This is a genomic window from Cereibacter sp. Soil_C_27 (assembly GCF_057657095.1).
Map to the genome: position 1 here is coordinate 13,945 of NZ_JBDGJD010000013.1, position 23,606 is coordinate 37,550.

The 23,606-nt window shown below is 68.6% G+C and carries 23 protein-coding genes and 2 tRNA genes; 11 read left to right on the forward strand and 14 right to left on the reverse strand.

Features of this window, described 5'->3' with window-relative positions; translation table 11 throughout:
- Nucleotides 1–60 precede the first annotated feature (60 nt).
- The 7 genes from proB to AC3A5Z_RS23390 form a co-directional block, all read right to left on the reverse strand.
- On the reverse strand, nucleotides 61–1,188 hold the full coding sequence (gene proB / locus AC3A5Z_RS23360; RefSeq protein ID WP_487521670.1) for a glutamate 5-kinase: 1,128 nt from the start codon (nucleotides 1,186–1,188) through the stop codon (nucleotides 61–63).
- Entirely contained in the window at nucleotides 1,176–2,201 is a 1,026-nt protein-coding gene (gene obgE, locus AC3A5Z_RS23365; RefSeq protein ID WP_487521671.1) for a GTPase ObgE, read from the reverse strand. Before obgE ends, proB begins: the two co-directional genes overlap by 13 nt.
- 61 nt (nucleotides 2,202–2,262) lie before the next feature.
- A complete protein-coding gene (locus AC3A5Z_RS23370) occupies nucleotides 2,263–2,784 on the reverse strand; it encodes an N-acetyltransferase family protein (RefSeq protein ID WP_487521672.1) in 522 nt (173 codons plus the stop codon).
- Nucleotides 2,784–3,338 carry a GNAT family N-acetyltransferase gene (locus AC3A5Z_RS23375; RefSeq protein WP_487521673.1) on the reverse strand — a complete coding sequence of 185 codons (555 nt, stop codon included), beginning with the start codon at nucleotides 3,336–3,338 and terminating at the stop codon, nucleotides 2,784–2,786. Before AC3A5Z_RS23375 ends, AC3A5Z_RS23370 begins: the two co-directional genes overlap by 1 nt.
- Nucleotides 3,339–3,516: 178 nt before the next feature.
- Nucleotides 3,517–3,786, reverse strand: a complete 270-nt coding sequence (gene rpmA, locus AC3A5Z_RS23380) for a 50S ribosomal protein L27 (RefSeq protein ID WP_487521674.1) — start codon at nucleotides 3,784–3,786, stop codon at nucleotides 3,517–3,519.
- Nucleotides 3,787–3,792: 6 nt separating this feature from the next.
- Complete coding sequence (gene rplU / locus AC3A5Z_RS23385; RefSeq protein WP_107666088.1) at nucleotides 3,793–4,248, reverse strand: 50S ribosomal protein L21; 456 nt, start codon at nucleotides 4,246–4,248, stop codon at nucleotides 3,793–3,795.
- Nucleotides 4,249–4,446: 198 nt separating this feature from the next.
- On the reverse strand, nucleotides 4,447–5,382 hold the full coding sequence (locus tag AC3A5Z_RS23390) for a DUF2059 domain-containing protein (RefSeq protein WP_487521675.1): 936 nt from the start codon (nucleotides 5,380–5,382) through the stop codon (nucleotides 4,447–4,449).
- A 169-nt stretch (nucleotides 5,383–5,551) separates the two neighbouring features.
- Here AC3A5Z_RS23390 and AC3A5Z_RS23395 point away from each other — a divergent pair.
- The 3 genes from AC3A5Z_RS23395 (at nucleotide 5,552) to AC3A5Z_RS23405 (ending at nucleotide 8,496) form a co-directional block, all read left to right on the forward strand.
- Nucleotides 5,552–5,641, forward strand: a tRNA-Ser gene (locus AC3A5Z_RS23395).
- Between the two features lie 441 nt (nucleotides 5,642–6,082).
- Nucleotides 6,083–7,186 (forward strand): zinc-binding dehydrogenase, encoded by a 1,104-nt coding sequence (locus AC3A5Z_RS23400; protein ID WP_487521676.1) that lies wholly within the window; start codon nucleotides 6,083–6,085, stop codon nucleotides 7,184–7,186.
- Between the two features lie 296 nt (nucleotides 7,187–7,482).
- Complete coding sequence (locus AC3A5Z_RS23405; RefSeq protein ID WP_487521677.1) at nucleotides 7,483–8,496, forward strand: calcium-binding protein; 1,014 nt, start codon at nucleotides 7,483–7,485, stop codon at nucleotides 8,494–8,496.
- Nucleotides 8,497–8,559: 63 nt separating this feature from the next.
- Here the strand turns inward: AC3A5Z_RS23405 and AC3A5Z_RS23410 are convergent, their stop codons facing one another.
- Entirely contained in the window at nucleotides 8,560–9,387 is an 828-nt protein-coding gene (locus AC3A5Z_RS23410; RefSeq protein ID WP_487521678.1) for a sulfite exporter TauE/SafE family protein, read from the reverse strand.
- Nucleotides 9,388–9,603: 216 nt separating this feature from the next.
- Here AC3A5Z_RS23410 and AC3A5Z_RS23415 point away from each other — a divergent pair, with 216 nt between their 5' ends.
- Together AC3A5Z_RS23415 and AC3A5Z_RS23420 are read left to right on the forward strand one after the other, a co-directional pair.
- Nucleotides 9,604–10,905 carry a vanadium-dependent haloperoxidase gene (locus AC3A5Z_RS23415; RefSeq protein ID WP_487521679.1) on the forward strand — a complete coding sequence of 434 codons (1,302 nt, stop codon included), beginning with the start codon at nucleotides 9,604–9,606 and terminating at the stop codon, nucleotides 10,903–10,905.
- Complete coding sequence (locus AC3A5Z_RS23420; protein WP_487521680.1) at nucleotides 10,902–12,464, forward strand: CRTAC1 family protein; 1,563 nt, start codon at nucleotides 10,902–10,904, stop codon at nucleotides 12,462–12,464. Before AC3A5Z_RS23415 ends, AC3A5Z_RS23420 begins: the two co-directional genes overlap by 4 nt.
- Before the next feature lies 1 nt (nucleotide 12,465).
- Here AC3A5Z_RS23420 and AC3A5Z_RS23425 read toward each other — a convergent pair whose 3' ends face one another.
- The 3 genes from AC3A5Z_RS23425 to AC3A5Z_RS23435 all read right to left on the reverse strand — a co-directional run bounded on the left by AC3A5Z_RS23425 (nucleotide 12,466) and on the right by AC3A5Z_RS23435 (nucleotide 15,517).
- Nucleotides 12,466–13,698 (reverse strand): PqqD family peptide modification chaperone, encoded by a 1,233-nt coding sequence (locus tag AC3A5Z_RS23425; protein ID WP_487521681.1) that lies wholly within the window; start codon nucleotides 13,696–13,698, stop codon nucleotides 12,466–12,468.
- Nucleotides 13,699–13,700: 2 nt separating this feature from the next.
- A complete protein-coding gene (locus AC3A5Z_RS23430) occupies nucleotides 13,701–14,081 on the reverse strand; it encodes a hypothetical protein (protein ID WP_487521682.1) in 381 nt (126 codons plus the stop codon).
- A gap of 71 nt (nucleotides 14,082–14,152) precedes the next feature.
- Nucleotides 14,153–15,517, reverse strand: coding sequence for a S8 family serine peptidase (locus AC3A5Z_RS23435; protein WP_487521683.1), 1,365 nt, complete (start codon nucleotides 15,515–15,517; stop codon nucleotides 14,153–14,155).
- A 156-nt stretch (nucleotides 15,518–15,673) separates the two neighbouring features.
- Between AC3A5Z_RS23435 and AC3A5Z_RS23440 the strand changes: the two genes are divergently transcribed.
- Nucleotides 15,674–16,198 (forward strand): sigma-70 family RNA polymerase sigma factor, encoded by a 525-nt coding sequence (locus AC3A5Z_RS23440; protein WP_487521684.1) that lies wholly within the window; start codon nucleotides 15,674–15,676, stop codon nucleotides 16,196–16,198.
- On the forward strand, nucleotides 16,195–16,914 hold the full coding sequence (locus AC3A5Z_RS23445) for an anti-sigma factor family protein (protein WP_487521685.1): 720 nt from the start codon (nucleotides 16,195–16,197) through the stop codon (nucleotides 16,912–16,914). The genes AC3A5Z_RS23440 and AC3A5Z_RS23445 overlap by 4 nt, the downstream gene beginning before the upstream one ends.
- An 83-nt stretch (nucleotides 16,915–16,997) precedes the next feature.
- Here AC3A5Z_RS23445 and AC3A5Z_RS23450 read toward each other — a convergent pair whose 3' ends face one another.
- The 3 genes from AC3A5Z_RS23450 to AC3A5Z_RS23460 form a co-directional block, all read right to left on the reverse strand.
- Nucleotides 16,998–17,759: a molybdopterin-dependent oxidoreductase gene (locus tag AC3A5Z_RS23450; RefSeq protein WP_487521686.1), complete on the reverse strand. Its 762-nt coding sequence runs from the start codon at nucleotides 17,757–17,759 to the stop codon at nucleotides 16,998–17,000.
- A 4-nt stretch (nucleotides 17,760–17,763) separates the two neighbouring features.
- Nucleotides 17,764–18,585, reverse strand: coding sequence for a cytochrome b/b6 domain-containing protein (locus tag AC3A5Z_RS23455; RefSeq protein ID WP_487521687.1), 822 nt, complete (start codon nucleotides 18,583–18,585; stop codon nucleotides 17,764–17,766).
- 62 nt (nucleotides 18,586–18,647) lie between these two features.
- A complete protein-coding gene (locus tag AC3A5Z_RS23460; protein ID WP_487521688.1) occupies nucleotides 18,648–19,082 on the reverse strand; it encodes a pentapeptide MXKDX repeat protein in 435 nt (144 codons plus the stop codon).
- A 278-nt stretch (nucleotides 19,083–19,360) separates the two neighbouring features.
- Between AC3A5Z_RS23460 and AC3A5Z_RS23465 the strand changes: the two genes are divergently transcribed.
- The 4 genes from AC3A5Z_RS23465 (at nucleotide 19,361) to AC3A5Z_RS23480 (ending at nucleotide 23,317) form a co-directional block, all read left to right on the forward strand.
- Nucleotides 19,361–19,903 (forward strand): sigma-70 family RNA polymerase sigma factor, encoded by a 543-nt coding sequence (locus AC3A5Z_RS23465; protein ID WP_487521689.1) that lies wholly within the window; start codon nucleotides 19,361–19,363, stop codon nucleotides 19,901–19,903.
- 244 nt (nucleotides 19,904–20,147) lie between these two features.
- Nucleotides 20,148–20,783 (forward strand): NrsF family protein, encoded by a 636-nt coding sequence (locus AC3A5Z_RS23470; RefSeq protein WP_487521690.1) that lies wholly within the window; start codon nucleotides 20,148–20,150, stop codon nucleotides 20,781–20,783.
- 322 nt (nucleotides 20,784–21,105) lie between these two features.
- Nucleotides 21,106–21,195 (forward strand) — tRNA-Ser (locus AC3A5Z_RS23475).
- A 598-nt stretch (nucleotides 21,196–21,793) separates the two neighbouring features.
- The gene (locus tag AC3A5Z_RS23480) at nucleotides 21,794–23,317 is read left to right on the forward strand and encodes a S1C family serine protease (protein ID WP_487521692.1); all 1,524 of its coding nucleotides are present in this window, start codon (nucleotides 21,794–21,796) and stop codon (nucleotides 23,315–23,317) included.
- The last annotated feature ends 289 nt before the right edge of the window (nucleotides 23,318–23,606 follow it).

The following is a 23,606-nucleotide window of genomic DNA, read 5'->3' on the forward strand; positions in this document are numbered from 1 at the left end:
CAAGAATTTTGCAAAATTCTTGGCAAAATCCTTTTCAAGGATTTTGTCCCGGCCCCGCCGTCACAACACCATGTCGTCCCGGTGCACCAGCGCCGCCCGTCCGCTGTAGCCCAGGATCCCTTCGATCTCTGCCGAACGGTGGCCGGCGATCAGCCGCGCCTCGGCGGCGGTGTAGCGCACCAGCCCCTTGCCCAGCGTCTCGCCAGACGGCCCCAGGATCTCCACCGGGTCGCCGCGCCCGAAAGCGCCGGTCACTACCATCACGCCCGCCGGCAGCAGCGACTTGCCTGCCCTGAGCGCCGTGACCGCGCCCGCATCCACCCGCACCGCGCCGCGCGGCTTCATCGCGTTGATCCAGCGCTTGCGGGCCACTTGCGGATCGGCCTGCGCCACGAACCATGTCCGCGCCGCGCCTTCGGCCAGCGCGGTCAGGGGCCGCAGCACCGAGCCTTCCATGATCGCCATGGCACAGCCGCCGGCGACGGCGGTCTTGGCAGCCATCACCTTGGTCTTCATCCCGCCCTTGGAGAAACCCGAGACCGGATCGCCTGCCATCGCCTCGATCTCGGGGGTGATCGCCTCGACCAGATCGAAGCGTTCGGCGGTCGGGTCTTCCTTGGGATTGGCGGAATAGAAGCCGTCGACATCCGACAGGAGCACCAGTTGGTCCGCACCCACCGTCACGGCGATCTGCGCCGCCAGCCGGTCGTTGTCGCCATAGCGGATCTCGTCGGTCGCCACCGTGTCGTTCTCGTTGACGATCGGCACGACGCCGAGGCCCAGCAGGGTCTCCATCGTGGCGCGGGAGTTCAGGTAGCGGCGGCGGTCCTCGGTGTCTTCCAGCGTCACCAGCACCTGCGCGGTGGTGATGCCATGCGGCGCCAGCACCTCCTCATAGGCGCGGGCCAGCCGGATCTGCCCGACGGCGGCGGCGGCCTGCGACTGTTCCAGGGCCAGCGCGCCATCGGCCAGCCCCAGCACCCCCCGCCCCAGCGCGATCGAGCCGGAGGAGACAAGGATCACATCGGCGCCGCGTGCCTTGGCCGCAGCCACATCGAGCGCCAGCGCCTCGAGCCAAGCGCGGCGCAGGCCGAGCTTGCGATCGACGAGCAGGGCCGAGCCGATCTTGACGACCAGCCGACGGGCGTTGCGGATATCGGGAGCGGCGGTTGCCGTCAGGGTTGCCACGGTGCGGCCTCCTCGACCACCTCGCGTCCGGCGGTGATCTCGGCGTAGATGGCCCGCAGCACGTCCTGCAACCCGGTCCCGGCCACGCCGGAAATCAGGAAGACCGGCCCGCCCGACGCCTTCTCCAGCGCCTTCTTGCGGGTCGACAGCGTCTTGCTGTCCAGCGCGTCGATCTTGTTCAGCGCGGTGATCCGCGGCTTCTGCGCCAGATCCTCGGCATAGGCCTCGAGCTCGCCGATGATGGTGCGGTAATCCTTGGTGATGGTCGAGGAGGTGCCATCCACGAGGTGCAGCAGCACCGAGCAGCGTTCGACATGGGCGAGGAACTGGTCGCCCAGACCCCGGCCCTCCGACGCGCCTTCGATCAGGCCGGGGATGTCGGCCATGACGAATTCCTTGCCGTCCACGCCGACAACGCCGAGGTTCGGCACCAGCGTGGTGAAGGGATAGTCGGCGATCTTGGGCCGGGCGTTCGAGGTGGCAGCGAGGAAGGTCGACTTGCCGGCATTGGGCAGGCCCAGAAGCCCGGCATCGGCGATCAGCTTCAACCGCAGCCAGATGGTACGCTCCACCCCCTCCTGCCCCGGATTGGCCCGGGCGGGGGCGCGGTTGGTCGAGGATTTGAAATGCAGGTTGCCGAAGCCGCCATTGCCGCCCCGCGCCAGAAGCACGCGCTGACCGACGGTGGTCAGGTCGGCGATGACCGTTTCCTCGTCCTCGTCGAGGATCTCGGTGCCGACCGGCACCTTGAGGATCACGTCGTCGGCGGTCTTGCCGGTGCGCTGGCTGCCCATGCCCTGCTGGCCGGACTTGGCGAAGAAATGCTGCTGATAGCGGAAGTCGATCAGGGTGTTCAGCCCCTCGACCGCCTCTGCATAGACATTGCCGCCATTGCCGCCGTCGCCACCATCCGGCCCGCCGAATTCGATGAACTTCTCGCGCCGGAAGCTGACGCAGCCCGCCCCGCCGCCGCCGGAGCGGATGTAGACTTTGCAGAGGTCGAGGAACTTCATGGGTCAGCGCCTTCCGGGCTTAGCGTTGTAAAACTGGCGATAGACCCGGATTGCCCGGGGTTCAAGCCTTGCGTTGCTCGGGCTGTGCCCGGTCGTCGAGCCGAAGCTCCAGAAACACGAGGTCCAGCCAGCGGCCGAACTTCTGCCCCACCTCGGTCAGCACCGCCGCCTCGCGGAAGCCGAGCGCGCGGTGCAGCCGCAGCGAGGCCTCGTTCTCCGAGGTGACGGCGGCGACCATCACATGCTTGCCGCAGCCGCGCGCGCGGGCCGTCAGCTCGGCCATCAGCGCCCGGGCGATGCCCTGCCCGCGCGCCTCGGCGGCGACATAGACCGAATGCTCCACCGTGGCGCGGAATCCGTCGAAGGGCCGCCAGTCTCCGAAGGAGGCGTAGCCGATCACCCGGCCCTCGTGTTCCGCGACGAGCACGGGATAGCCCTGCCCCAGCCGCATCTCCATCCAGCCGGTGCGGTTTTCCGCGTCGACAGTGCCCTCGTTCAGGATCGCCGTCGTCGTCAGCACCGCGTCGTTGTAGATCCGGGCGATCCCTTCGGCATCGCCCTCAACCGCGTCACGCACCCGCATCAGCCGAGCTTGCGGATATAGGTCCAGGTCGGCACCCGAAAGTTGCGCGCGACCGAGAAGCTCTCGGCGTCGCCGAGATATTCGAAGCCGCAGTTGGTCAGCACCCGCGCCGAGCCCGGATTGTCCTGGAACACCTCGGCGAAGATGGTCCGGGCGTTCTGCGGATTGGCCGCGATCAGCGCCCGCACCGCCTCGGAGGCGAAGCCGGCGTTCCAGAAGGCCGGCGCCACCCAGTAGCCGATCTCGGACTGGTCGCGGTCCATCCGCTTGAGCGAGATGACTCCCAGCACCTCGCCCAGCCCGGTGGCCGAGCCGTCCATCACCCAGACATCCTCCGTCCGGTCGGTGGCCATCGCACGGGTCACGAAGGCCTCGGCGGCGCCCGGCGGCAGCGGATGCGGGATCGCCCGCGTTCCCTCGGCCACGCGGCGGTCGCCCGCATACATCGCAAAGAGCCCGGCGTCCGACTTGCGCACCGGCCGCAGCACGAACCGGCTCCCTCCCTGAGCCGGCCCGGTGGCCGAAGTCGTCGTCGAGATCATATCAAGCGTCATGGCTTCCCTCCTCTGAAGCGCAAGAGCCCAGATCTGGGGGTTTTCGGCCCTTCGATCAACTCTGAACCACGCAATCTCCCTCCGGATTGCGCCATCAGCATGGCGGCGCGCGGAAAGAGGAAGGGGGACCGGCTTGTCAGCCGATCCCCCGTTTACAAGCAACCTGTAAAGGTTCGGCTTACTCGGCAGCCTCCGCAGCCGGGAGAACCGAAATGAAGGTGCGGCCCTTGAAGCCCTTCTTGAACGCCACCTTGCCTTCCACGACCGCGAAGATCGTGTGGTCGGTGCCCATGCCGACACCGGTACCCGGGAACCAGGTGGTGCCGCGCTGGCGCACGATGATGTTGCCCGGGTTCACGACCTGGCCACCGTAGAGTTTCACGCCGAGACGACGGCCAGCCGAGTCGCGGCCGTTGCGGGACGAACCGCCTGCCTTTTTGTGTGCCATGGGGTGTTACTCCTGTGCAGCAGCGGCGGCTTTCGCAGCGCGCTTCGGTTTCGCGGAGGCTTCGGCAGCCGGAGCGGCCTCGGCGTTGTGGGCGGCGCGGCGCGCATCGGCGGTGCCGGTGGCGGCAGCCACGCCCGAGGCTTCGGCGCCCGAGGCCAGAACGTCGGTCACGCGCAGCAGCGTCAGGTGCTGGCGGTGGCCCTTGGTGCGCTGCGAGCTGTGCTTGCGGCGACGCTTGACGTAGTGGATGACCTTCTCGCCCTTGATCTGGGCGATGACTTCGGCCTGCACCGCGGCGCCGGCCACGAAGGGCGCGCCGACGGTCAGGGCGTCGCCGCCGACCATGAGAATGTCGTTGAACTGGATCTTGTCGCCAGCTTCGGCCGCCAGCTTCTCAACGCGCAGCACGTCACCCGCCTGCACCTTGTATTGCTTGCCGCCTGTCTTCAGGACCGCGAACATGGGTCTATCCTTCTCGTGTTCCGCGTCTTGTGGCCCCGGCATGTACCGGCGTTTCGCTTTGCCTCGGACAGCGCGCCCCTCTTGGAGCGTCATCAATGAAAAACCCGGCCAGGCGGAAACCTGACCGAGATGCGGGCTTATCCGGGAATCACCGCCCCGAGTCAAGCGCGCAGTGGGATCCGCGGGCCGCTGCGCCCGTCAGATATCCTCGCCCTGCAACTGCCGCGCCGCGGCCCGGCCGAGATCCTGCGACACGGCGGTGAAGACCGCATCGAAGGCCGCGAAGGTGGCCGCGTTCACCCGCTGGCCGACCGGGGTGCGCGAGAAGTCGAGATAGGCCTGCAGATCCTCGTCCGGCAACGGGCCGTAGGCCAGCGCCAGATAGGGATAGAGCCAATCCTCGGTCTCGCTGCGCACCGCATCCTCCTGCGCCCAGACATCCGAGAGCATCTGCTCCTCCGGCATCGGCTCGTCGAAGGCGCTGCCCTCGGCCATGCCCTTGAAGAAGGCGAGGTTGGAGTTCATCGCGCCCATGACGTTCAGCTCGATCAGGTCGTTGGCCTCGGCGAAGTCGCGCAGCATCTGCATGCGCGGGTCGTCCTCGGCCAGCATCTCCTCGACCGTCATCCGCGCTGCCTCTTCGGTCGCGTCATCCATCAGCGCGCGCCGCGCCTCCAGCTCCAGATCGAGGATGCGCTGGCCGCGGTCGCTGCCGAAGAAGTCGATCATCGCCGACACCCCCTCCGGATCGTCGCCGATCTGGCTGGAGAAGGCCGCGTCGAAGCGCTTGCGCATCGTCTGGGTGTCGTAAATCAGCCCGACCACCGCCTGCCAGCGCGCGCCGCCGCGCCCGGGGAAGAGCTCGGCCTCCAGCGTGGCGCCGTAGTCGAGCCCCTCCTCGCGCATCACCTCGATGACGGGGCCGATCTGCAGCGCCTCGGTCAGCGCCTTGATCTGCACCTCTGGCGCCAGCGCCTGACGCGGCGCGGGAACGGCAGGGGCGGGCCGCGTCTGGGCAGGCATGGTCTGTACGGGCGTGATCTGGGCGGCCGTGGTCTGGGCCGCGAGCGGCAGACCCACGGCGGCGGCGATGGCCGCGGAGAGCAGCAGCGGGGTCAGTCTGGTCGGCAACATGGCAGGGCACCTCTCGGCCGCGATTGGCTCCACAGCTAGTCCCTGCCCCGGCGGTTGCCAACCCGTGCCCGGTTACAGACCCGTGATGCTGGGCGCGATCCCGCCATCTTTCCCGCTTGCAAGCCCCGCAACGCTCCGCTAAATCCCACGCCACGACGACCCCTGACGCGGAGAGGTGGCAGAGTGGTCGAATGCGGCGGTCTCGAAAACCGTTGTCGGTGAGAGCCGACCCAGGGTTCGAATCCCTGTCTCTCCGCCATACTACTCGCCTTTTGCGACACAGGTGTAAGTCGCGGGTAGTATCTCCATTACCAGATCTGCGTGATCGGGCTTTGCCTGACTGGCTTGGTCTGGTCTCCCGATCGGAGCCATCACATCAGCCCCCTATAATGCAGATGAGGTCGATTGACCTTGAAGACTCTGCATCGGGCCAACATCGATACGAGGTGCTCTTCCGTTTCGATTCCGATGCTGCTGGACTGCATCACCATCGCTTCAGTCCTTCACTCGTCAGTCCTGCCGTGCCATCCCTTCGGTGCTGCTGCGCAGCTTCGCCGACAATATGTTTCAAGCGCGGAACTCGGTGCGAATGTCGTGAGGCCTGCAGCGGCGGGGGGAGGTGATCGGCGGCGCCTCGCCTGCCGCGGTTGATCTTGGGCCTGCACTGGCGGAAGATGTGGGCCAATGCATCGGAGGCACCATGGACCGCGACAGTCTGGAACTGAGATCGACCGTGACCGAGGATGGCAGGCTGCGGCTGCATCTCGAGCCGGTCACGATGCCCGAGCCCGGCCCGGGCCAACTCCTCGTCCGGGTCGAGGCGGCACCGATCAACCCGTCGGATCTGGGGCTGATGTTCGGCCCCGCCGACATGACGACGCTGGTGGCGGAGGGCGGCGCCCTTGTCGCCCGCATCCCCGAGCGGGCCCTGCCCGCGCTGCGCGCCCGGATCGGCCAGTCGCTCCCCGTGGGCAACGAGGGCGCCGGCACCGTCGTTGCGGCGGGTCCGGATCAGCAGGAGCTCGTCGGGCGGCGGGTCGCGATGCTGGGCGGCGCGATGTATGCGACGCTGCGGCTGATCGAGGCCAAGGACTGCCTGCCGCTGCCGGAGGGAGCCTCGGCCGAGGCGGGGGCCGCGCTCTTCGTCAATCCGCTGACCGCGCTCGGCTTCGTCGAGACGATGCGGGCGGAAGGCCACACGGCGCTCGTGCATGCCCCCGCCGCCTCGAACCTCGGGCAGATGCTGGTCAGGATCTGCAAGGCCGACGGCATCGGCCTCGTCAACATCGTCCGCAGCGCCGAGCAGGTCGCCCTGCTGCGCGGCCTCGGCGCGGAGCATGTCGTCGACAGCAGCAGCGAGAGCTTCGTCGCGGACCTGACCGAAGCCATCGCCGCCACCGGCGCCACGCTCTCCTTCGACGCGATCGGCGGGGGCGAGATGACCAGCACCATCCTCAACGCGATGGAGGCCGTCGCCGCGCGCGAGATGAAAAGCTACGACCGCTACGGCTCGGGCGCGAAGAAGCAGGGCTATATCTACGGATCATTGGACACCGGCCCCACCACGCTGCGCCGGAGCTTCGGCTTCAGCTGGAGCATCGGCGGCTGGCTGCTGTTCCACGCCCTGCAACGCCTCGATCCGGCGCGGGTCGAGGCGATGCGCAAGCGGGTGGTGGCGGAGATGGAGACGACCTTCGCCAGCCACTACACCGCGCGGATCCCCCTGGAGCAGGCGCTGGAGCCGGAGACGGTGGCCGCCTACATGCGCAAGTCGACGGGGGAGAAGTACCTGCTCACGCCGTGACGGAGGACGGAGCGGCGCCCGGGGGAGAAAGCGCGCCGACCATGGGGAGCCGGAACTGGAAACGACCCTCGCACCGCCAGCTTCCGACAGCGTCAGCCTCCTTCGGCAGAATCCTGCCGCTTCATCGGCGTCTCCCATCCCGCGCTTCGGCAATCCGCCGCCAGCCGCCTCTCCTCGCGGAACTAGGATGAGGGTCTGCGGCTTAAACCGGGCAGACCCGGGACCGGCGCTCGAGGGGCGCCGGAACCGGGAGGCGAAACGGCCGGAAAGACTTTGGCCACAAAAGGACGTTCAACATGGCACGCTATGACGGAAACAGTTTCAGCAACACCATTACGGGCAGCGACGACGACGACCTGATCTTCCCCGGTGCCGGCAACGACACCGTGTTCGGCAATGACGGCGATGACGAGATCGACGATTTCGGTCCGAACACCAGCGGCGGGGACGACAAGTTCTACGGCGATGACGGCAACGACACCCTGCTCGGCTACACCGGCGACGACACGCTGGACGGCGGCGAGGGTGACGACGAGATCGACGGCGAAGCGGGCGACGACGTGCTCCTTGGCGGCGACGGCTGGGATCTGATGTACGGCCGTTCGGGCTGGGACGAGATCGCGGGCGAGGACGGCGAGGATCTGATCTACGGCAACGGCGGCAAGGACACGCTGGATGGCGGCGAGGACAGCGACGAGATCTTCGGCGGCGCCGGCAATGACGACATCGACGGCTGGACCGGCAATGACGTGCTGCACGGCGGCGGCGGTGCCGACTACATCTACGGCTATGCCGGCAGCGACACGCTGAACGGCAACCGCGGCAATGACCGGCTGTTCGGCGAAGGCCGCGCGGACGAGCTGAACGGCAACGGCGGCAACGACTGGCTGAACGGCGGCGCCGGGCGCGACGAGCTGAACGGCGGTCAGGGCAATGACACGCTGATCGGCTCCAACGGCCCGGATGATCTGTTCGGCGGCAAAGGCGCCGACACCTTCATGTTCACCGCGACGAAGGAGTCCACCGGCTCCAAGCGCGACATGATCGGCGACTTCAGCTTTGATCTCGACGTGATCGACGTCTCGTCGATCGACGCCAACGAGACCGCTTCGGGCAACCAGAGCTTCCAGTTCAGCAACGACGTGAACGGCACGCCCGACAAGGGCTATCTGATGGCCGTTCAGGGTTCGGATGGCCAGACCTGGATCCTCGGCAATACCGACAACGATTCGGCCGTGGAATTCCAGGTCGCAGTGGACGACGGCTCGCGCGGCCCGGCTTATTGGGTGTCCGACGACTTCATCCTGTAAGGCGACCGCCCCGCCAGGCGTCTCGGCGCGCTCCGCAAGGGGCGCGCCGGTTTCGTTCCGGGGTCACTCCAGCAGCAGCAGCACGAAGCGCGCGCAGACCGCGAGCAGGAAGAGCCCGAAGGCCGTCTCCAGCCGCCGCCGCGTCAGCCGATGCGCCAGCCGCACCCCGAGCCGCGTGGTGACGAGCGAGGTTGGCAGCGTCATCAGCACCGTCGCCCAGGACACGAAGCCCACCGCATCGGGCGGCAGACCCGGCTGGCCATAGCCCGCAGCCATGTAGCCCAGGGTGCCCGGGATCGAAATCAGCACCCCCACACCCGCCGAGGTCGAGACCGCGCGGTGGATCGGCACGTTGTGCAGCGTCATCACGAGGTTCGACACCGCCCCGCCGCCGATCCCCATCAGCGCCGAGACCAGACCGATGCCTGCACCATAGGCGCTCAGCCCCAGCCGCCCCGGCAGGCTGTCGCGCAGCCGCCAGCCGGCGCCGCCCGACAGGAGCTTGGCCGCATTCACCGCCGCCACCAGCACGAAGACGATCTGGAACACCGCCGGATCGGCATGGCGCGCGATCAGCGACCCCGCCGCCACCCCAAGGAGCACCGGCACCGCCCAAATCTTCAGCAGGCGCATGTCGACCGTGCCCTTTTCGTGATGCGCGCGCGACGACAGGATCGAGGTCGGCACGATCACCGCGAGCGAGGTGCCGACCGCCATCGGCATCGCCACCTCGGGCGGGTGGCCGAGGATCTGGAACACCTCGTAGAACACCGGAACCGAGATCGCCCCGCCGCCGATGCCGAAGAGCCCCGCGAGAAAGCCGATCAGCGCCCCGGCACCGGCCAGCGCCGCGATCAGCGGCAGGAGGGTGGCGGGATCGAGCAGGCTCATGTGCCCACCGCCGCTTGCGGCCCCGTGCTTCGGAGCCCGCGCTCCGCCTTGGCCCTGGTCCGCCGCATGGCTCTCTCCCTCTCCGTCCCGCCGCGACCTTGGCAGGCCGGGCCGTCCGCGTCCAGATCGGCCACGCGAAGTCTTGCACGCCCGTGGCGGAACGTGATTGTCTGGCCGCGGGGATGTTCGTGCCGACAGGCACGAGAGGGGGAAACCGTGCTGCGCCGCGTCGTTGCGTCTTGTCTGATCTTTTCATTGCTCTGCCTGCCAAAGGCCGCCGCCGCCGCCCAGCTCGACCGTCAGGCGATGCAGACATGGTATCGTCTGGTGCTGGAGCTGGTGCGCCACACCCCGACCTATTCGCCGCCCGTCGCCAGCCGGGCCTTCGCCTATATCGGCGTGACCGGTTACGAGGCCGTGGCCTCGGGCGATCCGTCGCTGCAGAGCCTTGCCGGGCAGCTGAACGGTCTGCCGCCCCTGCCGCGGCGCCCTGCGGGGGAGTATGACGAGGCGGTGGTGCTGCAGACCGCGATGGCCGAGGCGATCGCCAGCTTCTTCGCCAACACCGGCCCCACCGGCCAGCGCGCCATCGCCGCGATGACCCGCAAGCAGGAGACGCGCGCCGCCGAGGGCGTGGACCCCGGGACACTGGCGCGCAGTGTGGCTTACGGGCAGGCGGTGGCGGCGCATGTGCTGGACTGGTCGCTCGACGATGGCGGCGCGGTGGTGGAGAACATGGGCTTTCCCTATGAATACCCCCTCACCCAGGGCCCGGCGCATTGGGTGCCGACCAGCCTGATCGCCCAGCAGCAGATGCCGCTCTTGCCCGACTGGGGAAAGAACCGGCCCTTCGCCATGACGCGGATCGAAAGCTGCGACCTGCCCCCGCCCCCCGCCTACAGCGAAGAGCCGGGATCGGCCTTCCATGCCGAGGCGCTGGAGGTGAGCACCGCGCGCCAGACCCTGACCTCCGAACAGATGGAGATCGCCCGCTTCTGGTCGGACGATCCGATGCTGTCTCCCACCCCGCCCGGGCACTGGATCTCGATCGCCTGGCAGATCCTCGAGGCCGAGGAGGCCAATGCGGCGTTGAGCGCCGAGGTGATGGCGCGGCTGGGGATCGGGATGGCAGATGCCTTCATCGGCTGCTGGCGCAGCAAGTTCGAGCATGACCTCGTCCGCCCCATGAGCTACATCCGCAAGGTGATCGACCCCGCGTTCGAGCCCCTGCTGATCACCCCGCCCTTCCCAGAATATCCCAGCGGCCATAGCACCCTCTCGGGCGCCGCCGCTGCCGTGCTGACCGCGAGCTTCGGCGGCGAGATGGCCTTCGAGGATGCCACGCATGAGGATGACGGCCTGCCCGCCCGGCCCTTCCCGAATTTCTGGGCGGCGGCGGAGGAGGCGGCGATCTCGCGGCTCTATGGCGGCATCCATTTCCGCGCGGCCGTCGAACAGGGGCTGGAACAGGGCCGCTGCATCGGCGCCCATGCCGCCGCGCTGCGGACAAGGCGATGAGCATGCGTCTGGCCCTGATGCTGACCGTCTGCGCGACGCAGGCGCTGGCCGACCCGGCGATTCCGCGCTTCGTCGAGGCACCCGCCCCCGGCAGCACCTTCACCGGCGGCTGGGAATACATGGTGGGCGGCGGGGTCGCGAGCTTCGACTGCGACGGCAACGGCTTTGCCGATCTGCTGCTGGCCGGCGGCGAGGCCCCGGCGCGCTTTCTGCGCAACCGCTCGACGCAGGGCGGCGAGCTGACGTTCGCCGCCGAACCAAGCGGGCTCGAGTTGACAGCCGTCAACGGGGCCTATCCGCTTGATGTCGACAGCGACGGGCTGATGGATCTGGCGCTGCTGCGGGTGGGCGAGAGCGTGCTGATGCGCGGATTGGGCGATTGCCGTTTCGAGCGCGCCAACGAGGCGTGGGGCTTCGACGGCGGCGACGCCTGGGCCACCGCCTTTGCCGCGACATGGGAGGCGGGGGCGGCGTGGCCGACGCTGGCGCTCGGCACCTATATCGACCGGACGCAGGAGGATTTCCCCTGGGGCTCCTGCACCGAGAACCGGCTCTACCGCCCCGAGGGCCGGGGCTTCGCCCCGCCGCTGTCGCTGACGCCCGGCCATTGCGCGCTGTCGATGCTGTTTACCGACTGGAACCGCTCCGGCCAGCCGGCGCTGCGGGTGTCGAACGACCGCGAATACTACAAGGGCGGGCAGGAGCAGCTCTGGCACATCGCGCCGGGTGCGCTGCCGCGGCTTTACACCGAGGCCGAGGGCTGGGCGCGGCTCCGGATCTGGGGCATGGGCATCGCCAGCCGCGACCTGACCGGCGACGGCTATCCCGATTATTTCCTGACCAGCATGGCCGACAACAAGCTGCAGAGCCTGATGCCTGCCCAGGACCCGCTGCTGCCGCGCTATGCCGACATCGCCTTCGCCAAGGGCATTACCGCGCACCGCCCGCCCGAAGGCGGCGACGTGCGGCCGAGCACGGCGTGGCATCCGGAGTTTTCCGACGTGAACAACGATGGTCTGGACGATCTCTTCATCGCCAAGGGCAATGTGTCGGAGATGCCGGATTTCGCCATGGAAGACCCCAACAACCTGCTGCTGCAGCGCCCCGACGGCAGTTTCGTCGAGGCGGGCGCCGAGGCAGGGGTGGCAAGCCTTGCCACCTCGCGCGGGGCGGCGCTGGCGGACTTCAACATGGACGGGCTGCCGGATCTGGTGGTGGTGAACCGCAACAGCCCGGCGCAGCTCTGGCGCAACACGGGCGGCGGGACCGGCCACTGGATCGGCCTGCGCCCGACCCAAGCCGCGCCCAACCGGGACGCGGTGGGCGGCTGGCTGGAGGTGCGGCAGGGCGACAAGATCACGCGACGCGAGCTGACGGTGGGCGGCGGGCATGCGGGGGGCCAGAGCGGCTGGCTGCATGTCGGGCTCGGCGATCGGACCCGCGCGGAAGTGCGGGTAATCTGGCCGGACGGCACGGCGGGAGAGTGGCAAAGCCTTGCCGCCGATGGCTACTGGACCCTGCCGCGCGGTGCCGCGCCGGAGCCTTGGGCGGCGCGCTGAGCTAGGCCGCGACCAGCCCCTCGGCCTGAAGGCTGCCGAGCAGGCGGCGCAGGTCGGCGAGCAACACGTCGGGCGGCACTTCCGGGAAGAGCTCGGCCATGGTCTCGGCCAGATCGGTGGCGCTGCCGGGAAGCTCCAGGAGCATCCAGACCGCCGCCGCCACCGGGTTGAGCCGATAGAGCATCGGCTCGCCGGGGCGCCAGAGGAAAGCGTCGCTGCCATGGCGGCGCAGCGTGACCCGCTCGGCCCGCCGCAGCACCTGCTGCGCATCGATCTGCGGGGCCTCGGCCTCGGGCGGGGGCGAGGGGATGTCGGGGCCGATCTCGAGGGTTGAGGGCAGCATCTCGGTGCCGCCGAAAGCTTTTTTCAGAAGCGCCACGGCCTCTTCGAGATCGGAGTAGACCATGCGCAGGCTTGGCAGTCCCTGGGTCAGCTTCTGCGCCTGAAGGAAGGCGGCGGCGCCCGAGGGCAGGTCGGTGATGGTCTGGATCAGCAGTCGGTGCAGCGCCTCGGACGGGTCCATCCGGTGCAGCCGGGCGGCGGCACCCTCGCGCCGGTCGAGCAGCACCAGCGCCGCCAGAGGGGACTGGGTGCCATGCGCCGCGCTCTGCGCCGTCGGCAGGTAGCCGTAGCGGTCGTCGGCGGGGCCGAGGTGGCGGGCGACGAAGGCGCGGAAATCGGGATGCAGGCTGTCGGGCAGCGGAAGACGCAGGCGCGGCGCAATCCCGAGCGCGGTGGCCTGCCCGTCGCTGCGCAGCGGCAGCACGTCGTCGCAGAACAGCTCCACCCCCGGCTCGGCGCAGAGCCGGGCGCAGAGCGTGGATTTGCCCGAGCGCGCAAGCCCGGTCAGCACCACCAGCCGCCCGCCGATCCGTGCCGCGCCGCAATGCAAGCCGAGCGTGCGCGGCGCCGCCTCGCACCAGTGCTGCGAGAGATCGGCCAGCAGGGCACAGATCGCGCTTGCCGCCGGAAGCCGGTCCATCGGCGTGTCGAGGTAGATCGACTGCACCCGGTAGCGCCCGCCCCGGCGCGGCTCGACCCGGCAGAGCAGGGGCTCGCGCCCCCCTGCCCCGGTCTCCACCGCCCAGCCGGAAAGGCAGGCGCGCAGCGGGCCCACGAGCTCGGGCGGCAGGAGCACGCGGCAGCTCAGCCCGGCGAAGCGGAGCTCCACGGGAAGCGGGGCGGAGCCGCGCCGGCCCGCCCCCGTCCCCGGCGCTGGTTGGCGCCGTGCCATGCTTAGCGCCGCGAGCCGCGCGACGGGCCGGAGTTCCGGTTGCGCGAGGGACGCGAGTTCTTTCCGCGCGAGGGCGCCGACTTCTTGCCACGCGACGGCTTGGAGGCCTTGCCGCGCGAGGGGGCGGAGTTCTTGCCGCGCGACGGCGCCGACTTCTTGCCGCGCGAGGCCTTGCCCTTGTTGCCCTTGCCGCCGTTGCCGCGCGACGGGGCGGAGTTGCCGTTCGACTGCCCGCCCGAGTTGCCGTTCGAGCCGTCGCTGGCGCGGGCTGCGCTCAGCCCGAGCATGACGGGGGCGAGATAGGCCCCGCCCGCGATCAGCCCGGTCTTGAAGAGCAACGCGCGGCGGGAAAGTTTCGGGTCAGCCTTGCTGTTGGCAGTCATGTGATGTCCTTTCCAATGCTTCCGGCCGGCCTTCATCCGGCTCTGCAGAAGAAACGGGACAGCCGCAGCTTCTATTCCCCGCTCGTGAGAAATTTCTTCTCCGCCTCACCGGAAATCTCGGCAGTGCAGAGATTTGGCGAGGTGACGAGGCCATGGCCGAAGGTCTCGTCATAGCCCGCCTCGCCCAGATCCTGAGCGCAGCCGATCAGCCCCTCGACCACCGCCGTCACCGGCGCCTGGGGGTTGCGCAGCCGCTCGATTGCCAGCGTGGCGCTGACGAAGGGCGCGGCATAGGAGGTGCCCGACCTGAGCCGCCCGCCCGAGATCGAGGCGGCCGTCCAGAGGTTCACCCCCGGCCCGGCGAGGGTGACATAGGGGCCGCGATTGGCCTGCCGGTAGCCGCGCAGGCCCGAGTCCACCGCCGTCACCGCGATCACCTCGGGCCAGGCGGCGGGCCAGGCGGGGCCGGCACCCGGGCCGCCATTGCCTGCGGCGGCGACCAGACCGATGCCCTCGGCGGCGGCGCGCTGCACCAGCCGCTTCAGCACGGCATTCTCGGGGCCCGAGAAGGACATGTTGATGACGCTGACCCGCGCCTCGATCATCCGCTCCACCGCCTGGCCCAGTGCGAAGGCATCGGCCTCGTCGGCGCCGCCGCGGCGGTGGAAGGCCTCGACCGCAACCAGTTCCGCATGGGGCAGCAGCCCCGGCGTGCGGCTGTCGAGCCGCCCGAGCAGCAGCGCCGCGATCGCCGTGCCATGCTGGCGCCCGGCGGCGTCGCGCTCGCCCAGATCGACCTGATCGACGGTCAGCTTCTGGCCGCGCAGCGCTTCGTGCTCGGTGTTGATGCCGGTGTCGATCATGCCGATGCGCGGGGCATAGGCGCTCGGCCAGCCGGACCAGCCGATCATCTCATGCGCGGCGCAGTCTCCGTCCTCGCAGAGGAGTTCGTCGGGGGTGTAAATGTGGTTTTCGTCGCCGAGCGCCCCCGGGAAGCTGCCCGAGAGGCGCGCGAGCGCCACCTCGGGCGTCTCGCCTGCCGGAAGAGCCAAGCGCAGGAGCAGCGATCCCGCCGCGGGGGAGCTGGCCAGAACGTCGTAGCCTGCCGCCGTCACCGCCGCCGCCGTCGCCCCTTCGGGCATCAGCACCACCAGTTCCGGATCGGGCGGTGGTGGCGCACGGCGCACCTGCCGGGGCCGGGCCTCCTGCGGCTGGCGCCGCCGCTGGCGGATCACCGGGCGCGAGCCGCCGCTGCCGCCCCTGCCACCGCCACCACCACCGCCGCGCCCGCCCGACCCGCCGCTGCCCGACCCGCCCGAGGCCCGCGCCACGCCAAGGCTGGTGAGCGCCGGGGCAACATAGAGCAGCCCCCCCGCCAGCCCGATCCGCTGCAGGAGCGCCCGCCGCCCGCGATTGCCCAGCTCGTCTTCCGCCATCCGATCCTCCGCCTTCTGTATTACCGATACCGCAGAACGGCCTGACACTTTGTTTTATTCCGCTTGCGGCATACATCAAAAAATTCATCCGGATCGTGGAATGACTTCGGCACCTCGCCCGTTGGCATCGACAGGACCGCCAAGCGAGGAAACACCGTGTCACAAGCCATCAGGGCCGAGATGATCGAGATGCTGCCGCGCCTGCGCAGTTTCGCTTTGAGCCTGACCCGTGCCCGCGACAGCGCCGACGATCTGGTGCAGCAGACCTGCGAGAAGGCGCTGCGCAATCTCGACAGCTTCCAGCCGGGCACCCGGCTCGATGCCTGGCTGTTCCGCATCATGCGCAACAGCTGGATCGACGTCACCCGTGCGCGGCGCGAGGTGGTGCCGCTCGACGGGCTGGAGGAGGGGGCCGAGCCTGCGGGCGAGGACGGGCGGCGCACCAGCGAGAGCCGCCTGCATCTGGCCGAGGTGCGGCGGGCGATGGACCGCCTGCCCGAGGACCAGCGCGCGGTGCTGATCCTCGTCTGCGTCGAGGGGATGCGCTACCGTGAGGTGGCCGCCGCACTGGAGATTCCCGAAGGCACCGTGATGAGCCGCCTCGCGCGCGCAAGGATCGCGCTGGCCGCCGACCTGCAACGCGGCGAGGACGAGGCCGCAGCAAGGGGACTGAACCGATGAGCACCCATACCGAGCCCGGTCCGACCGAAATGGAGAATGACGAGATGCTGATGGCGCTGGCCGATGGAGAACTGCCCGAGCCGGAGAGCTCGCGGCTTCTGACCCGCATCGCCCGCGATCCGGCACTGGCGGAGCGCTATGCGCTGTTTGCCGAGACCCGGGCGCTGATGCAGCAGGCCTATCCGGCCGAGCCCGTGCCCGAGGCGCTGCGGCAGGCGATCCTCGGCGCGCCCGCGGAGAACGTGGTGCCCTTCCGCGCGCCGCGCCGGGCCTGGGTGCCGGTGGCGCTGGCGGCCTCGCTGGCGGTGGCGGTGGGGCTGGGCGGCTTCTTCGCCGGGCAGACCCTTGCGCCCGCAGAGGCCGGAGACCCGGCGCTGGCGGCGGCGAGTCTGCTCGAGACCACGCCGACCGGCGGCAGCGTCGCGGGGCCGGGAGGCAACGCGCAGGTGCTGGCCAGCTACGAGACCGACATCGGCCTCTGTCGTCTGATCTCGCTGGAGCTGGACTCGGGCGGGGCAGAGCGGGCCATGGTCTGCCGCGAAGCGACGGGATGGACCGTGGCGCTCTCGGTCATCGCGGGCTCCGCCGAGTCGTTCATCCCCGCCTCGGAGACGGCGACGGCGCTGATCGACACCTTCCTCGACGGGTTCAGCGCCGGATCGGCGCTCGATCCCGAGGCGGAAGCCGCAGCCCTCGCCGCGACGCCGGGGATGTGAGGTCGCCGCGGGGAAGCCCCTCGCGGGATGCGACGGGCGGGCGGCGATCTCCCCCGACGCCGCCCGTCCGGAGCGAGGGAGCCTCAGATCCCGGCATACCAGGCGTAGCGTCCGGCATCCTCCCAATAGCCGCCCCGGCCGCGACCGACGGCGGCAAGGCTCGCAACCGCCTCGATCCGCATGACGAACTTGGCATGCTTGTAGCCCAGCTGCCGCTCCACCCGCAGGCGCAGCGGGGCACCGTGGCGTTCGGGCAGGTCGGTGCCGTTCATGCCGTAAGCGAGGACGGTCTGCGGATGCATGGCATCGACCAGATCGATGCTTTCGTAATAGGGCGTGCCGCGGAAATCGTCGGCGCAGTGGAAGACGATGTAGCGTGCCTCGGGGGCGATCCCGGCCTCGGCGAGGATCGACCAGAGCGGCGCGCCGGTCCACTGGCCGATGGCGCTCCAGCCCTCGACACAGGTGTGCTCGGTGATCTGGGTCCGCGCCGGGCGGGCCCGCAGATCGGCCAGCGACAGGCTGAGCGGGCGGGCCACCATGCCATCGACCGTGAGGCGCCAGTTGGCGAAACCCTCTGCCAGATGGCGGCGCCAGGCAGCGTCGCGCGCGGTTTCGTTGCCGTTGGCACGGAACACCGGCGACATCTGCGCCGGGGTGAACTCCGGTGCGAGGCTGTCCGCAAAGAGCAGGCGGTGGGCGCGGTAGTTCAGCCACTCGCCCCAGCCGAGGAAGGACTCGCGGAAGGTCGCGTTGGCGCCGAGGCTGTCGCAGCCGGCCAGCCCCATCGGTGCCGCGACGGCGAGCCCGGTGAGAAAGCGGCGGCGGGTGAGGTGGGAGGACATCGGCTCATTCCCCTTCGGTCAGGCGGATGCGCCCGGTGATCATGCCACGCAGACCGTTGATCGGGCCCGAGAGCAGCACCATGGCGAGATGGATCACGACGAAGGCCACCAGCAGCGTGGCACAGATGAAATGCACCGAACGCGCCGAGGCATGGCCCTGGAACAGCACCAGAAGCCGGGGCCAGGCCGCCAGCATCGCCGGAGACATCGCCAGCCCCGACAGCACCATCCCCGGCAGCAGCACGCCCAGCACGCCAAGATAGGCCAGCTTCTGCAAGATGTTGTAGCGCAGCGCCGCCAGACCCTTGGGAAAGCGCAGCCGCAGGTGATCGAGGATGTCCTGCCCCAGATGGCGCGGCGTCAGCTCCTGCACAGCGGGCAGCAGATCGCGGCGCAGATGGCCGTTGACGAGGCTGCGCCCGAGATAGGCCAGCAGCGCCGCCACGAAAACCCAGGCGAAGGTCAGATGCCAGTCGCGCGCCAGCGCCAGATTGTAGCCCGAGGGCAGCGTGGCCCAGCCCGGAAAGGCGCGATTGCGCACCTCCCCCTCGGCATCGGTCCAGCGGCCGAGCACGCCGGTGGTGTCGAAGACCTGGGAGCCGATGCGCAGCTCTCCCCGCGCGTCGATTGCGCGGATCTCCAGCCAGGGCCGATCGGGTTGCGCGCCGTGATCGCCCCAGTAGAGCCGGGGGTGGGCATTGAAGATCATCAGCCCGCTCATCAGCATCACGAGCAGCGTCACGACGTTCAGCCAGTGCCAGAGCCGGGTCGAGAGGCGATGGCGGCGCACGAGGCTGCCGCCCGGGGGAGTGGGATCGGGGATCATCGGTCGCATCCTTGCTGCGAGAGGGCCTCGGGGCGGCAGGCCGCCCCGAGGACGGGGCCGGATCACATGGCGAGCGCGTCGACCACCTTGGCCTCGGGATGGGCGGTGCAGGCGGCGGTGATGCGGGCGGTCATGTCGCCCTCCATACCGTCATGCGCCATCGCGTCATCGGCCATGGCATCGCCTTCCATGGCATCACCTTCCATCGCGTCGCCGGCCATCGCGTCGCCGTCCATGGCGTCACCTTCCATCGCGTCGCTGGCCATCGCGTCGCTGGCCATCGCGTCGCTGGCCATCGCGTCGTCGGCCATGGCATCGCCCGACATCGCGTCATGCGCCATGCCGACGGCCTCGCCCGCCTGCATCATGCCGGAGGAATCCATCGCGAGGAACTCCGCGCAGGTCAGCGTGGTCGTATCGACCGTGCTCTGCGCGAAAGCGCCGGTGGCAAGGGTGAGAGCGGTGACAGCCGTGCCAAGAAGGGAGAGCGTTTTCATGCGTTGTCCTCTGGGTTTCCGCCCGGCGGGATGCCGGAGCGCCGTGAGGAAAAGCTAGCCGCAGAAACCTTCCACATCATTGTGTTTCATCGATAAAAACCCCCATGTGAAAATCGCGACTTTCTGCGCGATCCGGCTGAAACATCTGTAACGCGGGGCACGGGCCGCGCGTATCTCCTGCCCCCGCACCCTCGGCTGCAGCACCCTTGCGGAATTTCTGCGCGCGGGCGGGATTCGCCTGTAACGTTCCTGCAGGCCCCGCGAACTGCACGGATGTGATGCTGCTGCCCGACGACGACTGGTCCGTCCTGATGCGCGCCGCCCTCGCGGGCGACGGGCAGGCCTATGCGCGTTTCCTGCACGAGGTGACGCCGGTGCTGCGCGGCGTCGTGCGCGCCCGGGGCCGCGGCCTGACACGGGAGCATCACGAAGACATCGTGCAGGAGGTTCTGATGGCCATCCACCGCAAGCGCCACACCTGGCAGCCCGATCTGCCGATCCGGCCCTGGCTCTACACCATCGCCCGCCACAAGGTGGTCGACGCCTTCCGCGCAAGCGGCCGCCGCATTCACCTGCCGATCGAGGCCTTCGAGGAGGAGCTCGTCGCCGACCCGCCGCCCGATGGTCTTGCCGCCCGCGAGGTGTCGCGGCTGATCGGCCGGCTCGACCGCCGCTCGGCGCAGATCGTGCAGGCGGTGGGGCTGGAGGAGGAAGCCTCGGCCACCGTCGCCGCCCGGCTGGGAATGACCGAAGGCGCAGTGCGGGTCTCGCTGCACCGGGCGATCCGGCGGATGGCCGAGATGGTGCGGGGGGCGAAATGAGGGGGGTGTGGGACGAGCCCACCGCTCGGACTGCCGAGCGTGGGAACTGCGGTATGTGTGCTGCTGCAGGGGACCGTGCTTCGAGGGACCGTGAGGGCTGCGGTTCAAGCGGGAATCGAGGTGCGGGGACGGCAGCCGCCTCGAGCGGCGAGCCGATCGCTCGGCTGGGGAAGTCTCGAGGACTGGCCCTGTTGCACCCGCGCAGATCCAGAGGCCTTTCCACCACGGCACGGAGGCCGACCCGATGACCACCGACGCCCTGATCGCCCGGCTGAGCGCAGAGCCGCCTGCCCCGCCCTTCCGCCCCCGCCGCATCGCCCTCGCGGTGCTGGCGACCGTGGCCCTGGTCTCCTGCCTCTTCCTCGCTATCGTCGGCGCCCGTCCCGATCTCGCCGAGGCCCTCGGCCAGCCCGTGGTGCTCGCCAAGACCCTGCTGCCGGCCCTGACCTGCGCTCTTGCCCTGCGCGCTGCGCTGCGCCTCTCGCGCCCCGGCAGCCGGACCGGCCCCGCCTTGCTCTGGCTCGCCCTGCCCCTCTCGCTCGCTGCCCTGCTCTGGACCTGGGCCTTCCTGATACTCCCCCCTGCACGGCGCTTCGCCGAGGTCGGGGCCTTCTCGCTCTCCGAATGCATCGGCCTGATCCTCCTTCTCTCCCTCATGCCGATCGCCACCCTCCTCGCGCTCCTCCGCGGCGGCGCCACCACCACCGCCCGCCGCTCCGCCGCTCTCGCCGGCCTCGCCGCAAGCTCCGGTGCCGCGACCGGCTATTCCTTCTTCTGCGTCCAGGACAACCCGCTGTTCTACGTCACCTGGTACGGGGTGGCGATCCTGACCTCGGCGCTGCTCGCAGGCCTGCTGGGAGCCCGGCTGCTGCGGTGGTAGGCGAGCTGAGAGCCGCATCGGGCTCTTCGAACTGCAAATGCCCGCGATACACAGAACCGATCCAGCATCAGTAGGCGCGCAGCCTACCTTGCAGGACCATGCGCCACCTGATCAAACGAGGCCCCAGGCAGAGCCGCCTCAGCCGAAGCAACCTTTCCCTCGCACCAACGCCTTCCCCGGGCGCCACCGGCCAGCAGATTTTCAGGCCGCGATGCCGCCCTCCCAGCCGAGAGAGGTCAATCCGATGCAGGAGCACGCGGCCCTCCGATTTCCCGATCCGCCCCCTTGCCGCCCCTCCCGACCCGCGCTAAACAACCGCGACGGAGCGGTGGCCGAGTGGTCGAAGGCGCACGCCTGGAAAGTGTGTAGGCGGGGAACCGTCTCGAGGGTTCGAATCCCTCTCGCTCCGCCACATGCCCTTATGGAAAGTTTCTCCTGAGCCTGCTGCCGCAGCAATTTCTCGTTATATTCGAAGGTTATGCAGGCTAGGCTAAATACCGGCCCCGGCTCAGAACGTGTTTAGTGTCGTCTCTCCAGCCCGAAGTTCTCCGGAGCTGTTGCCCGCGCCGAAGTAGTGAACAAGCCACAGTACACTGAATTTGTTATGACTTTTCCAATTCGACTGCGGCGTTGGATTGGAGTCACGTTTGCCCGCTTTCACGACTTGGATCGAGCAGGCGTTCAGCCTGGGTATGGTGTCAAGAGATGCGGGGCTGTGAGCTTCGTGCGCCGCTGGCTACGCTGGGCTCCGATTGATCGGATGCGCCGCGCGATCCCCCTGCCGAGCTGACGCGCTCTAGCATCTGTAGTGCCAGCCCTTCGTGACACCTCGAGCCGGCTTGGAGCGTCTTAGAGCGGCAACGTTTCTTGTGCTCTGCAACGCCGCTTGATCGCGTCAGCGCTTTCGATCAGCGCGGTCAATAATTTGCCACGTTGATGTGTTCGAACCACGGACGAATAGCATGCCATGCTAGGGTAACGTCGTCCGGCACGGAGGAGAAGCCTTGAGGGTGACGCGACAACTTATCAAGGTAGTGCTTCTGACGATGGCCCTTATGGGACCGGTTGCGCCCGCCCGAGCTTTCACGGAAGCAGAACTCGCATTCACGTTCGACGCCCGGCGGCTGTCCTCGGATGAGAAGAGGTTTCTGCAAACAGCTCTTGCCTTCAAAGGCTCATACAACGGCCTTCTGGATGGAGCATGGGGAAGCGGGAGCCAGCGCGCGCTTGAGCGTTACGTGAGCAGTGCCGGTGTCATAGGCGAACCCCAGAACTGGTCGTCCTCTCTGCTTGCACTCGGTGCGTGGAAACGTTTCGAGGCAGAGGGGTGGATCGAGCGCTACATCGAGGCCTTGGACATGTCCTTGCTGGTGCCATCGAAGGACATCATCACTGGCGCGGACTCCGACACCTTTGTAAACTTCAATCAGCGCTCATCCTCACTGGCATACTCGCTGACCGTCGGCACGCTTGACGAGGCGTCCAGTCTGCATGACTTCACCCTGCAGCGCGCTGTCCCGGGCTCGGAGCCCTACGTCCTGCGGCGCGACGCCGTCGCCATCACGTCCACACGGGGCAGCGATGGCCGGTCGCTCTATACCCGCTCGGACCTGCGCAACGGCCGCTGGTCCACCATCATGCTTTCGGCGGGAGATCCGGATGGCGGGGTCCTGGCAGCGGTGACCGGCAGCATCGCGAAAGGTCGGTCGGCACCAATCTTGCTCCCCAGCGGCGGTCTGCTGTCACAAGGCATTCTCACTCTGTCCGCCCTACTGGACCGCGAGGAGGGTCAACCGACCGCAGGCGCGACTGGATCCCCGAGCGACATGGCTTCCGCACGGCGGGCGATAACCGAGAGCTTTGTCGGCGCCGCAGGCCCCGTGGCGGCCGCTGCGGCGCCGCCCTCATCTGCGCTAGAGCCTCAGGTCACATCTTCAGGTACCGGCTTCATCGTATCTTCACTTGGACACCTGCTGACAAATGCGCATGTCGTCGAAGGCTGTTCCAACCTGACCGTCGATGGCAGGCCAGCCCGGGCGATTGCCGCGGACACGGCCTTTAATCTGGCTTTGATCCAGAGCGACACAATCGCCGGGAACGCGATCGCCAACTTCGCCTCGAATCCTGCCCGCCTGAATTCCGACGTTACGGTGGTTGGTTATCCGCTGAGTGGCCTGCTCGGCGGGATCAACGTGACCCGAGGATCACTGGCGAGCCTGAAGGGACTGGGAGGCGAGGCGACACGGATGCAGATCTCTGCGCCGGTCCAGCCCGGCAACTCTGGCGGCCCCGTGCTCGATGCAAATGGGTCTGTTGTTGGCGTTGTGGTCGCCAAGCTGGATGCTCAGGTGGTCGCAGATGCGTTCGGCGACATCCCCCAGAACATCAACTTCGCGATACGCGGCGAGATCGCGAAGCTGTTTATGTTCCAGAACGGCGTTGACCCAGTCCTCGCCGATGAAGCCGCTCCCCTGCCACCGGAAGTCATCGCGGAGCAAGCGGCGGCATACACGAAGTTGATCGAATGCCACTAGCGCGGGAGGTCTGGCTATGTCAGTTCGGCCGAGAGGAAGGCCCTTTGACTCAGTTTCGCTGCGCTGCTGTTTGTACACGCCGTGATATCTTTCGTAGAGGCGCAGCGATGCAGGTGTGCCGGGACTAACGCATTGTCTAGCAGAGACGGACACTCGGTTATTGCGCGATGTCGCTGGCGCAGGGTCGACTCTAAGGGCAGAGAGCCGACCTTTGTCAATCGGCACCGAAATCTGACCCCGTATCGGCGTTGAATATTGACCCCCCTCGGGTGGGCGGGATCAGGGCCTG

Excerpts from the sequence above, each read along its gene's own strand:
- obgE (WP_487521671.1), bottom strand. The coding sequence starts at position 2,201 with ATGAAGTTCCTCGACCTCTGCAAAGTCTACATCCGCTCCGGCGGCGGC.
- AC3A5Z_RS23370 (WP_487521672.1), bottom strand. The coding sequence starts at position 2,784 with ATGCGGGTGCGTGACGCGGTTGAGGGCGATGCCGAAGGGATCGCCCGG.
- AC3A5Z_RS23375 (WP_487521673.1), bottom strand. The coding sequence starts at position 3,338 with ATGACGCTTGATATGATCTCGACGACGACTTCGGCCACCGGGCCGGCT.
- rpmA (WP_487521674.1), bottom strand. The coding sequence starts at position 3,786 with ATGGCACACAAAAAGGCAGGCGGTTCGTCCCGCAACGGCCGCGACTCG.
- rplU (WP_107666088.1), bottom strand. The coding sequence starts at position 4,248 with ATGTTCGCGGTCCTGAAGACAGGCGGCAAGCAATACAAGGTGCAGGCG.
- AC3A5Z_RS23390 (WP_487521675.1), bottom strand. The coding sequence starts at position 5,382 with ATGTTGCCGACCAGACTGACCCCGCTGCTGCTCTCCGCGGCCATCGCC.
- AC3A5Z_RS23400 (WP_487521676.1), top strand. The coding sequence starts at position 6,083 with ATGGACCGCGACAGTCTGGAACTGAGATCGACCGTGACCGAGGATGGC.
- AC3A5Z_RS23405 (WP_487521677.1), top strand. The coding sequence starts at position 7,483 with ATGGCACGCTATGACGGAAACAGTTTCAGCAACACCATTACGGGCAGC.
- AC3A5Z_RS23410 (WP_487521678.1), bottom strand. The coding sequence starts at position 9,387 with ATGAGCCTGCTCGATCCCGCCACCCTCCTGCCGCTGATCGCGGCGCTG.
- AC3A5Z_RS23420 (WP_487521680.1), top strand. The coding sequence starts at position 10,902 with ATGAGCATGCGTCTGGCCCTGATGCTGACCGTCTGCGCGACGCAGGCG.
- AC3A5Z_RS23425 (WP_487521681.1), bottom strand. The coding sequence starts at position 13,698 with ATGGCACGGCGCCAACCAGCGCCGGGGACGGGGGCGGGCCGGCGCGGC.
- AC3A5Z_RS23430 (WP_487521682.1), bottom strand. The coding sequence starts at position 14,081 with ATGACTGCCAACAGCAAGGCTGACCCGAAACTTTCCCGCCGCGCGTTG.
- AC3A5Z_RS23435 (WP_487521683.1), bottom strand. The coding sequence starts at position 15,517 with ATGGCGGAAGACGAGCTGGGCAATCGCGGGCGGCGGGCGCTCCTGCAG.
- AC3A5Z_RS23445 (WP_487521685.1), top strand. The coding sequence starts at position 16,195 with ATGAGCACCCATACCGAGCCCGGTCCGACCGAAATGGAGAATGACGAG.
- AC3A5Z_RS23450 (WP_487521686.1), bottom strand. The coding sequence starts at position 17,759 with ATGTCCTCCCACCTCACCCGCCGCCGCTTTCTCACCGGGCTCGCCGTC.
- AC3A5Z_RS23455 (WP_487521687.1), bottom strand. The coding sequence starts at position 18,585 with ATGATCCCCGATCCCACTCCCCCGGGCGGCAGCCTCGTGCGCCGCCAT.
- AC3A5Z_RS23460 (WP_487521688.1), bottom strand. The coding sequence starts at position 19,082 with ATGAAAACGCTCTCCCTTCTTGGCACGGCTGTCACCGCTCTCACCCTT.
- AC3A5Z_RS23465 (WP_487521689.1), top strand. The coding sequence starts at position 19,361 with ATGCTGCTGCCCGACGACGACTGGTCCGTCCTGATGCGCGCCGCCCTC.
- AC3A5Z_RS23470 (WP_487521690.1), top strand. The coding sequence starts at position 20,148 with ATGACCACCGACGCCCTGATCGCCCGGCTGAGCGCAGAGCCGCCTGCC.